This window comes from Streptomyces sp. NPDC027185 (assembly GCF_055567035.1).
The window spans coordinates 100,207-111,798 of record NZ_JBVHRF010000005.1; the positions used below are offsets into that span (position 1 = coordinate 100,207).

General features: G+C 74.3%; 7 protein-coding genes. 2 read left to right on the top strand and 5 right to left on the bottom strand.

Annotated elements, in window-relative coordinates; all coding sequences use genetic code 11:
- Positions 1 to 104: 104 nt before the first annotated feature.
- Positions 105 to 3,356: a dTMP kinase gene (gene tmk, locus ACZ4M8_RS17745; RefSeq protein WP_467608257.1), complete on the bottom strand. Its 3,252-nt coding sequence runs from the start codon at positions 3,354 to 3,356 to the stop codon at positions 105 to 107.
- A gap of 418 nt (positions 3,357 to 3,774) precedes the next feature.
- Positions 3,775 to 6,639, bottom strand: coding sequence for a type I DNA topoisomerase (gene topA / locus ACZ4M8_RS17750; RefSeq protein WP_467608260.1), 2,865 nt, complete (start codon positions 6,637 to 6,639; stop codon positions 3,775 to 3,777).
- 591 nt (positions 6,640 to 7,230) lie between these two features.
- On the opposite strand from topA, the gene ACZ4M8_RS17755 reads away from it, so the two are divergent.
- Entirely contained in the window at positions 7,231 to 7,977 is a 747-nt protein-coding gene (locus tag ACZ4M8_RS17755; RefSeq protein ID WP_467608262.1) for a hypothetical protein, read from the top strand.
- A 1-nt stretch (position 7,978) separates the two neighbouring features.
- A complete protein-coding gene (locus ACZ4M8_RS17760) occupies positions 7,979 to 8,425 on the top strand; it encodes a DUF2752 domain-containing protein (RefSeq protein ID WP_467608265.1) in 447 nt (148 codons plus the stop codon).
- Positions 8,426 to 8,545: 120 nt separating this feature from the next.
- On the opposite strand, the gene ACZ4M8_RS17765 is transcribed toward ACZ4M8_RS17760, so the two are convergent.
- The 3 genes from ACZ4M8_RS17765 to ACZ4M8_RS17775 all read right to left on the bottom strand — a co-directional run bounded on the left by ACZ4M8_RS17765 (position 8,546) and on the right by ACZ4M8_RS17775 (position 11,471).
- Complete coding sequence (locus ACZ4M8_RS17765) at positions 8,546 to 8,950, bottom strand: hypothetical protein (protein ID WP_467608267.1); 405 nt, start codon at positions 8,948 to 8,950, stop codon at positions 8,546 to 8,548.
- A 278-nt stretch (positions 8,951 to 9,228) separates the two neighbouring features.
- Positions 9,229 to 10,767, bottom strand: coding sequence for a DUF7059 domain-containing protein (locus tag ACZ4M8_RS17770; protein ID WP_467608270.1), 1,539 nt, complete (start codon positions 10,765 to 10,767; stop codon positions 9,229 to 9,231).
- Positions 10,768 to 10,886: 119 nt separating this feature from the next.
- On the bottom strand, positions 10,887 to 11,471 hold the full coding sequence (locus tag ACZ4M8_RS17775) for a small secreted protein (RefSeq protein WP_467608272.1): 585 nt from the start codon (positions 11,469 to 11,471) through the stop codon (positions 10,887 to 10,889).
- Positions 11,472 to 11,592: the final 121 nt, after the last annotated feature.

Here is an 11,592-nt window from a genome sequence, read left to right on the forward strand (position 1 = left end):
CCACCGACAATCCCGTCCGGCCGCCGTCCGCCGGCGGTGTACGAAAGCGCCCGTGGCCCGCAGCGGAGGGCTGCGGGCCACGGGCGTGCGGCGGTCGGCTCGGGTCAGCCGCGGTGACCCCGACGGTCGTCGCCGTCCTCGAAGCGGCGGCCGAACAGTTCGTCGGAGAGGGTCGGGAGGTCGTCCAGCGGGGTCTCCTCCGCCCACTCCGGGCGGCGCCGGGCGCGCTGCGGGGGCTCCGCGGGGCGGCCGGTCTCCGGGTCGAGCTGCGGGAGTTCGCGGGTGCGCTCGGCGCCGGACTCGGCGGGAGCCGGGTGCTCGTGCGCGGTGCCCCGCGCGCCGCCGTGCTCCTCGTCGCGGAAGAGCCACGACGGCACCCGGTCCTCGGGGGCCGCGTCGCGCTCCTCCGGGCGGACGGCCGGCAGCACGCTGGTCTCCTCGGAGTCCGGGTCGTACGCGGCGCGCGGCAGCACCGTCGTCTCGTCCGCCGCGCCGGCGGGCGTCCCGGGCAGCGGCAGGGCGGCGGTCCGCTCGCTGTCGGCACCGGAAGCGGAATCCGTGGCGCCGCCGCCGGCCGGGCCGGCGCCGCCCGGAGCGGAACCGGAACCGGAACTCGTACCGCCCGACGGCCCGGCGGACGACCCCGTCGGCCCCGTGGACGTTCCGCCCTCCCGCGCCGTCCGCTTGCGCAGGTCGGCGACGGGCGTCTCCGTCGTCGGCGCGTCGGCCGCGGTCCGGGCCTCCTCCGCCGCCTTCGCCTCCGCGGCGGCGGCCGCCTCGGCCGCCGCGACGCGGGCCTGCTCGGCGCGGAGCAGCGCCTCCTCGGCCTTGCGCTGCTTCTCCTTGCGGCGCTCCTCGGCCTCGGCGCGCAGCCGCGCCTCCTCGGCGGCCCGCTTGCGCAGCCGTTCCTGCTCCTCGGCGCGGGCCCGCTCCTCGGCCTCACGGCGCTTGCGCTCGGCCTCCGCGGCGAGGCGGGCCTCCTCGGCGCGCTGCCGGGCCTCCTCGGCCAGCCGGGCGGCCTCGCGGGCCTTGGCCTCCTCCAGCTCCTGGCGCTTGCGCTCCTCCTCCTCGGCGCGCAGCTTCGCCAGCTGTTCCTCGCGCTCGCGCGCCAGCCGCTCCTCCTCGGCCTTGCGCGCGGCCTCCTCCTCGGCCTTGCGGCGGGCCTCGGCCTCGGCCGCCCGACGGGCCTCCTCCTGCGCCTTGACCTCGGCCTCCGACAGCGGCAGCACCTGGTCCAGGCGGTGGCGTACGACGGTGGTGACGGCCTCCGGCTCCTGGCCCGCGTCGACGACGAGGTAGCGGGCCGGGTCGGCGGCGGCCAGGGTCAGGAACCCGGCGCGCACCCGCTCGTGGAACTCCGCGGGCTCGGACTCCATCCGGTCCGGCGCCTCGGTGAACCGTTCCCGCGCGGTCTCGGGGGTGACGTCCAGCAGCACCGTCAGATGCGGCACCAGGCCGTCCGTGGCCCAGCGGGAGATCCGGGCGATCTCGGTGGGCGCGAGGTTGCGTCCGGCGCCCTGGTAGGCGACCGACGAGTCGATGTACCGGTCGGTGATGACGACGGCGCCGCGCTCCAGGGCGGGCCGGATGACGCTGTTGACGTGCTCGGCGCGGTCGGCGGCGAACATCAGCGCCTCGGCGCGGTCCGACAGCCCGGAGGTGGAGACGTCCAGGATGATCGAGCGCAGCCGCTTGCCGATGGCGGTGGCGCCCGGCTCGCGGGTCACCACGACCTCGTGGCCCTTGGCCCGGATCCACTCGGCGAGCGCCTCGACCTGCGTGGACTTGCCCGCGCCGTCGCCGCCCTCCAGGGCGATGAAGAAACCGGTGGGCGCGGGCGCCTGCTCCGGGTCGCCGCCGCGCAGCGCCTCGCGCAGATCACGCCGCAGCGGCACACCGCTGCGGTCGTCGACCTTGCTGAGCACCCAGGCGGCGACCGGCAGCAGCAGCGCGCCGGTCAGCATCAGCGCGAACGCGGCGCCGCCGTGGTCGAAGGCGAACGCGCCGCCGCCGACCCGGTGCGGGCCGATGACCGCGGCCAGCAGCGGCGCGACGATCGCGGCCACCGCGACCGCGAGGCGGACCACGGCGTGCAGATGCCCGGTCGTCCGGGCGTGGTCGGCCTCCTCGGCCTCCTGCTCCAGCAGGACGTGGCCGGTGTTGGCGGCGACACCGGCGCTCACCCCGGCGAGCAGCGCCAGCAGCACCGCCGTCGTCGCGTCCGTCACCAGGCCCATGACCAGCAGGGCCAGGCCCGTCGCGGCGACCGCGAGGGCCAGCAGACGGCGGCGGGACAGCGCGGGGAGCACCCGGCGGGCGCCGCGGATCCCGGCGGCCGGGCCGCCGGTCAGCACCAGCACCAACAGGGCGAAGAGGACCGGCCCGCCGCCCAGGTCGGCGGCGTGCAGCACGGCGAGGGAGACCGCGGCGGCGACGGCCGCGGCGACCGCGGCGCAGGCGAGCACCAGCAGCGGGGTGGTGCCGGTGCGGCCCTTGCCGTCGCCGGTGCCCTTGGCGCGGCGCAGCCCCTCCAACGGGGAGCGCGGGCGCGGCGCGGCGCCGCCGGGCAGCTCGATGAAGTACAGGACCGACACGGACGCGGCGAACAGCCCCGCCGCCACGTAGGAGCCCAGGGCCGCCGGGTGACTGTCGAACCACGCGACGCCGGTGCCCAGCAGCTTGCCGAGGAGCGTGAGGACGACGAGCGCGGCGGCGGCGAGCGGCAGCGAGACGAAGGTGGTGCGCAGCGACAGCCGCCGCAGCGCGGCCAGGTTGTCGGGCAGCGGCCTCACCGCGGCGCCCTCGGGTGGCGGCGCGGGCAGCAGCCCCGGCGCCGCGCTCTCCCGCGCGACGGTCCAGAAGCGCTCGGCGACACCGGTCAGGAAGACCGTGACCAGCAGCCAGGCGAGCGCGTTCCCGTGCGTCCAGTCCAGCCAGAGCGGCGCGACGACCAGCAGCGCGACCCGTACGACGTCCGCGGTGATCATCGTCCAGCGGCGGTCGAGCGGTCCGGCGGGCGCGGTCAGCGCCGAGAGCGGGCCCAGCAGGACCGCCCCGAAGAGCAGGGTCGCCAGCATCCTCGCCGCGAAGACCACGGTGACCGCGAGGGCCGCGCCCCGGTAGCCGCCGCCGAACGCCGCCTGGCCGCCCAGGGGGACGTACAGCGCCGCCTGGAGGGCGAGGAGGACGAGGACCAGCATGGACAGGGCATCGCCGATGGCCCCGGTGAACTGGGCGCCCCACAGCCGCTTCAGCGGCGGGAAGCGCAACAGGGCTCGTACGGCGCGCTCGCGGGAATCCGCGGCAAGGGCGCCTGAAGTGGGGGTCTGGGCCGTTGGCTGCTCGGCACGCGTCATCCGCCCAGCCTATCGGCAGGCCCCGTCCGAGCGGGCCCCGCCCGAACAAAGGCGCGGCCCCGCCGGGCCCTTGCCCGCCTTGCCCGGCCTTGTCCTCGTACGGCGCCGGTACGGACACGTCGTACGCCGCCCTCGTACGGAACCGGCCGGGGCCGCACCACCGGCGCACGGGACGCGGCCGGGCGCCGGGGCGCACGGGATACGGCCACACGCCGGGCAGAGGCACCGACCCGCGAGCCACCCGCGGGGCCACGGGCCGGCACCGGACCGCGAAAGCACTGCCCCGGGCCACGGAGACACCGGCGGACCACCGGGCCAGGCCACCCGCCGGACCACCAAGAAGGCGCCGGACCGCGCGATGCGGCCCGGCGCCCCGGGGACGGAACGGGCGGCGGGCAAGGACCCGCCGCCCGTCCGCTCACTCCTCGCCCGACTCGCCGGACGCCGTCTTCGCCGCCGCGGTCTTCTTCGCCGCGGTCGTCTTCTTGGCGGCGGTGGTCTTCTTCGCCGCCGTGGTCTTCTTGGCAGCCGTCTTCTTCGCCGCGGTCTTCTTCGCGGGCGCCTTCTTGGCCGCCTTCTTCGCCGGGGCCTTCTTGGCGGTCTTCTTCTTCGCCGGGCCCTTGGCGCGCTTCTCGGCCAGCAGCTCGTAGCCGCGCTCCGCGGTGATCGTCTCGACGTCGTCGTCCCGCCGCAGCGTCGCGTTGGTCTCACCGTCGGTGACGTACGCGCCGAACCGGCCGTCCTTGACCACCACCGGCTTACCGCTGACCGGGTCGGTGCCCAGCTCCTTCAGCGGCGGCTTGGCGGCGGCCCGGCCGCGCTGCTTGGGCTGGGCGTAGATCGCCAGCGCCTCCTCCAGCGTGATCGTGAAGAGCTGCTCCTCGCTCTCCAGGGAGCGCGAGTCGGTGCCCTTCTTCAGATACGGGCCGTAGCGGCCGTTCTGCGCGGTGATCTCCACACCCTCGGCATCCGTGCCGACGGTCCGCGGCAGCGACATCAGCTTGAGCGCGTCGGCCAGCGTCACCGTGTCCAGCGACATCGACTTGAAGAGCGACGCCGTCCGCGGCTTCACCGCGTTCTTGCCGGTCTTCGGCGTGCCCTCGGGCAGGATCTCGGTGACGTACGGGCCGTACCGGCCGTCCTTGGCAACGATCTGGTGGCCGCTTTCGGGGTCGGTACCCAGCTCGAAGTCGCCGCTGGGCTTGGCCAGCAGCTCCTCCGCCAGCTCAACGGTCAGCTCGTCGGGCGCGAGGTCGTCCGGCACATCGGCGCGCTGGTGGCCCTCGGCGTCCTTCTCCCCGCGCTCGACGTACGGACCGTAGCGGCCGACCCGCAGCTTGATGTCGTCGCTGACCGGGAACGACGAGATCTCCCGGGCGTCGATCGCGCCGAGGTCGGTGACCAGCTCCTTCAGGCCACCGAGGTGGTCGCCGTCGCCGTTGCCGGCGTCCGAGGCGGCACCGGAGGCGCTGTCCTCGCCGCCCTCACCGAAGTAGAAGCGCCGCAGCCACGGCACGGACTGTGCCTCACCGCGCGCGATGCGGTCGAGGTCGCCCTCCATCCGGGCGGTGAAGTCGTAGTCGACGAGCCGCCCGAAGTGCTTCTCCAGCAGGTTGACGACGGCGAAGGAGAGGAACGACGGGACGAGCGCGGTGCCCTTCTTGAAGACGTAACCGCGGTCCAGGATCGTGCCGATGATCGACGCGTACGTCGACGGGCGGCCGATCTCCCGCTCCTCCAACTCCTTGACCAGCGTCGCCTCGGTGTAGCGGGCCGGGGGCTTGGTGGCGTGGCCGTCGGCGGTGATCTCCCGGGCGCCCAGCGCGTCGCCCTCGGCGACCTGCGGCAGCCGGCGCTCGCGGTCGTCCAGCTCGGCGTTGGGGTCGTCGGCGCCCTCGACGTACGCCTTGAGGAAGCCGTGGAAGGTGATGGTCTTGCCGGACGCGGTGAACTCGGCGTCCCGTCCGTCGGCGGCGCGGCCACCGATCTTGACGGTGACGGAGTTACCGGTCGCGTCCTTCATCTGGGAGGCGACGGTCCGCTTCCAGATCAGCTCGTACAGCCGGAACTGATCACCCGTCAGGCCCGTCTCGGCCGGGGTGCGGAAGCGGTCGCCGGAGGGGCGGATCGCCTCGTGCGCCTCCTGCGCGTTCTTGACCTTCCCGGCGTAGCTGCGCGGCTTGTCGGGCAGGTAGTCGGCGCCGTAGAGCTGGGTGACCTGCGCGCGGGCGGCGGAGATCGCGGTGTCGGAGAGCGTCGTGGAGTCCGTACGCATATAGGTGATGAAGCCGTTCTCGTACAGCTTCTGCGCCACCTGCATTGTCGCCTTGGCGCCGAATCCGAGCTTGCGGCTCGCCTCCTGCTGGAGGGTGGTCGTCCTGAACGGCGCGTACGGGGAGCGGCGGTACGGCTTGGACTCGACGGAGCGGACCGCGAAGGCGGTCTCCTCAAGGGCGGCGGCCAGCGCGCGGGCGTTCGCCTCGTCGAGGTGGAGCACCGCGTCGTTCTTCAGCCGGCCGTCGGCGCCGAAGTCACGGCCCTGGGCGACGCGGCGCCCGTCGACGGTGGCGAGGCGGGCGGTCAGCGTCGACGGGTCGGAGCTGTCACCGCTGCGTCCGGTGGCGAAGGTGCCGGTCAGGTCCCAGTACTCGGCGGAGCGGAAGGCGATGCGCTCGCGCTCGCGCTCGACGACGAGGCGGGTGGCGACGGACTGCACCCGACCGGCCGACAGGCGCGGCATGACCTTCTTCCACAGGACCGGCGAGACCTCGTAGCCGTAGAGACGGTCGAGGATGCGGCGGGTCTCCTGGGCGTCGACGAGCTTCTTGTTCAGCTCGCGGGGGTGCGCCACGGCGTCCCGGATGGCGTCCTTGGTGATCTCGTGGAAGACCATGCGGTGGACGGGGACCTTGGGCTTGAGGATCTCCTGGAGATGCCAGGCGATGGCCTCGCCCTCGCGGTCCTCATCGGTGGCGAGGAAGAGTTCGTCGGACTCGGCCAGCAGCTGCTTGAGCTTCTTGACCTGGTCCTTCTTGTCGCTGTTGACGACGTAGATGGGCTGGAAGTCGGCGTCGACGTTCACCCCGAGGCGGGCCCACGGCTCGCCCTTGTACTTCGTCGGGACCTCCGCCGCGCCGTTGGGGAGATCACGGATGTGCCCGACGCTGGCCTCGACCACGTATCCGGGGCCGAGATAGCCCTTGATCGTCTTGGCCTTGGCAGGCGACTCGACGATGACGAGTCGGCGGCCGCCGCCCTCTGCGGTCTCGCTGGTCGGGGACAACTTCGCTCTTCTCTCCGGTCGACGCCTGGATACCTCCAGGCGATAGCGCTGAAGGCGGACACTGCGGTGTCGCTTGACGCTGCGGAGTGTGACGGTACCTCCCGCCCCCGTGTCAAACGGAAAATCCCCGCAACGCCACTCGAACGGTAACCCGACTACATGCCTTCCTGCCGCCCGGACCGCGTCGCCCGCCGGCCGCGGCCCGGCCCGGGGGCGGGCGGCCGGCGCTGTCCGGTCCCGCTGTCCGGCGCCCGGCCCCCACACGGTGGCCTACTGGCAGGATGGCCGGGTACGGCTCCTCGTACCGACCACTCACCGTCGGCACCGCGCACACTCGGGGGACAGATCACCATGGCGCACCAGCAACCGGGCCCGTCCGGGGACGCACCGCATCCGCACGGCACACCGGGATCGCCCGCGGGGGCGGATCCGTCGGCGGGCGGCCCTTCCGCTCCGGCGGACCCGTCCGCCGGAGCGGGAGCACCCGCGGAAGCCGGGACAGCTACAGGGGCGGCCCCTTCCACGGGGGCGGACCCGTTCGTCAAGCCTGATGCGTTCGTGAAGTCCGATCCGCCGGCCACGCCTGATCCGATGGCCAGGACCGCTCCGGCGGCGGAGCCCGAGGGGGGCGCGCCGGGTGCGGCGCCCGGGGTGCCGCCGGTGCCCGGTACGCCGCCGCAGGCCGGTGCGGCGCCCGGCGTTCCGCCGCAGCCCGGTACGCCGCCGGTCGGTACGCCGCCGCCTCCTGCCGCCGCGCCCGCCCCGCCGGCCGGTCCCCCGCCGGCCGCCGCCCCGTACGGGTACCCGCAGGGCGGCCGGCCCGGGGAGCCCGGGTACGGCTACCCGCCCGCGCCGCAGCCAGGGTACGGCTACCCGGGCGGCGCGGTGCCGCCGGTTCCGCCCGCCGCTCCGCCGGCCGCTCCGCCGCAGCCGCAGGGCGCGCCGGGGTTCCCGCCACCGGGTGGCGGTTTCGCGCCGGGGCAGCCGCCGGGTGGCGGAGCCGTCTTCTCGATCGGTGACATCGCGGTCAGCGGCGACACGATCGTGACACCGGCCGGGCCGATGCCGCTGAAGGGCGCCGTCTGGACCGCGACGGACATGTCACGGACCGACGAGAAGATCCCCACCCACGCCGTCGTACTGGGCGTCGTCTTCTTCTTTTTCTGTCTGCTCGGTCTGCTCTTCTTCCTCATGAAGGAGCGGGTGACCACCGGCTTCGTGCAGGTCACGGTGGCCAGTGGCGGGCGCTACCACGCCACGATGGTCCCCGTGCACTCCCCGGAGCAGGTCATGTACGTGCTCAACCAGGTCAACCACGCCCGGTCGCTGAGCGTGTGAGATGACCGCCACCGGACCAGCGCCCCGCCCCGCCGCCCCGGCCGGACCACCGGACGGCGCCGCGCTCCGCGCCGCCACGCTCCGCCGTGCGGCACTGGGCCTCGGCATCGGCGCGGCGGGCGCCGTCTACCTCTGGAACACCAACCCCCACGAGCCGGGCCATCTGCTCCCCGGCTGCCCGCTGCGGTGGGCGACCGGCCTGCTGTGCCCGCTGTGCGGCGGTACCCGCCTGACGTACGACCTGCTGCACGGCGACGTGGTGGCGGCCTTCCACGACAACGCCGCCCTGCTCGTCCTGGGCGTACCGGCCGCCGCCTACGCCGTCGGGCGCTGGCTGACGGCCGGGCTGCGCGGCCGCTACTACCGTCTGCGGCTGTCGGGCCGCGCGGGCGCCGCGGTCCTGGGCGTCGCGATGGTCTGGATGCTCGTCCGCAACCTCGTGGGCTGAACGGGGACGGGCCCGGCGGGCGCCGATTCCCGGCGCGCCCTCGCCTCCTCGGCGGCCGTCGCCGCGGGGGTCCGCCTCTCGGCCGGCCCCCCGCGGCGACGGCGCGGTACGGCGGACGGGTCAGCGCACGGTGACCGTGACCTCGGGCGAGACCGTCGTGTTCACGGCCGTCCGCAGGTGGTTCACGCCCTTGATGCCGAGCTTCACCCGCACCGAGTAGGTGCCGGTGGCGCTCACCGGTGTCTGCGCGGGCAGCGAGACCCAGCGGGTGCCCTGCTTCTGCTGGACGGTGACCTTCGTGCCCTTGGCCACCCCCTGCGCGGTGCCGGTGATGCGGAACTCCTCCCACGCCTGGGCGGAGGCGACGCTCGCCTTGGCGGTGAGCGACGCCGTGGCCGGTGCCGTCGCCGTGACGGGGGTGGGCGAGTGGGTCTGGGCGGGCGCGGCGAACGCGGCGGCCCCGCCCCCGACGAGCAGGGAGGCGGTGATCATGCTGACGGCGGTCAAACGGAGTGCTCGGTTCATGACAGTCCTCACTGGCTGGGCTGATGGAGCTGACGACCGGACTCACGGCGGAGACCCGTCGCCTGCCCGGCGCCCCCGCCCGTCCTCATCCCGAGTGAGTGCCGGAACCGGCCCCGGGGTTCCGTCGCAGACCCCCTGATCCCGCACCGATCCGGATATGGCCGGATCCGAACCCTGAACGCGCCCCGGGTCACACACCGGACCACCGCGCACGGCCCACCGGGCAGCCGTACGCGGCGGGCCGCCGACGCCCCGTCAGCTCCGTCTCGCCGCCACCGTCAGCCCTCCCCCTCCACGGGCTCCAGGAAGCCCTGCTCCACCAGCATCCGGATCGCCTCCGGCGTCCGGTCCCGCAGCACCACCGGGTCCTCACCCATGAGTTGGGCGATGGCGTCCAGGATCCGGCCCGCCGGGAGCGAGCCGTCGCAGACCCCGGCGAACCCGGCGCCGACGGTGTCCACCTTGGTGGCGCGCCGCATGCCTCTGTTCTGCCGCAGCACCACGTGCTCCGGGTCCTCCGCGCCGGGCAGCCCGACCTGCTCCTGGACCACCTCGCCGGCCAGCCGGAAGTGCCCGGCCAGCAGCGCCGCGTCGTCCGTACGGCGCAGATAGTCCTGGCGCGCGAAATGCCCGACGACGGTCTCGCCCAGCGGCTGCTCCACCGGGTGCGGCCACTCCTCGACGAGGACCGACGGGTCGTCCGCACCGGACTTGCGCAGCGTGATCCAGCCGAAGCCGACGGCCCGGGTGCCGCGCGCCTCGAACTCGTCCAGCCAGGCGTCGTACCGCGCGGCGTACTCCTCGGGGGCGGCCCGGTGGTCGCCGCCGTCCCGCAGCCACAGCTCGGCGTACTGCGTGATGTCCTGCACCTCGCGCTGGACCACCCAGGCGTCGCAGCCGCGCGGCACCCACGAGCGCACCCGGTCGGCCCACTCCTCGCCCTCGACGTGCTGCCAGTTGGCCAGCAGCTGGCAGTACCCGCCGTCGTTGAGGTGCGCGGCGGCCTGCTGCACCAGGGTGCGGCACAGGTCGTCGCCGCCCATCCCGCCGTCGCGGTAGGTCAGCCGGGCGCCCGGGGAGATCACGAACGGCGGGTTGGAGACGATGAGGTCGTACCTCTCCTCGCCCACCGGCTCGAAGAGCGACCCCTCGCGCAGCTCGGCGGGGGCCGCCCCGGAGAGCGCCAGCGTCAGCGCGGCGATCCGCAGCGCCCGGGGGTTGAGGTCCGTGGCCGTGACGTGGGTGGCGTGCCGGGAGGCGTGCAGCGCCTGGATGCCGGAGCCCGTACCGAGGTCGAGGGCGCGGCCCACGGGCGTGGGGACGGTGATCCCGGCGAGCGTCGTGGAGGCGCCGCCGACGCCCAGCACCAGCTCGGAGCGGTCCGTCTCCCCGGCGCCGCGGATGCCGCCCGCGCCGCCGACCGCGCACCCCGGGTCGGAGACGACCCACCAGTCCTGCCCCTCGGGACCGCCGTACGGACGGACGTCCACCCGGGCGCGTAGCGCGTCGCCGTCCGCCACGAGCCAGCCGTCGGCGAGGCAGTCCGCCACCGGCAGGGCTGCCTCGGCGCGGGCGCGCCGCACCGGACGCTGGAGGAGGAAGAGCCGCACCAGCGTCTCCAGCGGGGAATCGCCCCGGGTGGCGCGCAGCGCGGGCACCGTCTCGCTGCGGGCCAGCGCGGCGTAGGCGGGCGCGCCCAGCAGCTCCAGCAGGCCGTCGGCGGTGAAGCCGGCGGCGAGCAGCGCCTCGCGCAGCCGGTCGGTGCGGGCGCGGCTCGCGGGGTCGCGGACATCTGTGGTGGGGAGGTGCGTACTCACACCGACCATTGTCGGCCCCGCCACTGACAATCGGCGACGGCCCGGCACCGCGCGCCTCGCGGGCGCGGCGCCGGGCCGTGGACCGGTTTCCGGGGTACGGACCGCGCGCGGCCCGCCGGTTACGACTTCTTGGACTCGCCGCCCGAGGGCGAGGCCGGCGCGTTCTGGCTCTGGCAGCCCTTCTGACCGGCCATCGCCTTGCCGACGTCGCCGGACTCCAGCTTCTTGAAGGCGGCCTCGCTCTGCTTGTTGAGCTTGTTGATGCCGTTGGAGAGGTCGCGCAGCCCGTCGGCGAACTTCAGCTTGTCGCCGGTGTCGAGGTTGTCGACCTGCTTCTTGAGGCCGGCGTACCCCTTGGAGAGGGCGTTGAGTTCCTTGACCGCGTCCTTCTGGGCCGTCTCGCCGTTGTCGCTCGGCGGGGCGCCCGCCTTGTCCAGGGAGGTGGCGAGGGCCGCGTAGGCGTCGGAGATCTTCTGGAAGGCCGCCGAGTCGGTCTGCTGGACCTTCTTGGAGTCCGTGGTGCCGTCATCGGCCGTCTGCATCGCGGCGTTGGCGTCCTGAATCTTCTTGAACTGTGCCTGTGCGGGGTCGCAGAACTTCTTGGCCCAGTCGTCGAGTTTCTTGCTGCTGTCGTCGCTGCACCCGGTCAGCGCGAGCATCAGTGCCGCACCGCCGGACAGCGCGGCCACAAGCTTCTTGTTCACCGGATCGGTCCCTTCCATGGCTCTCGGCCCCGGAACATACACGGCCAAAGGGCCTGGCCCACGAGCGGGCCATCCGCTACGTACCGTAATAAAGCCATTTGCACCAAGGAAGGTGAGGTCT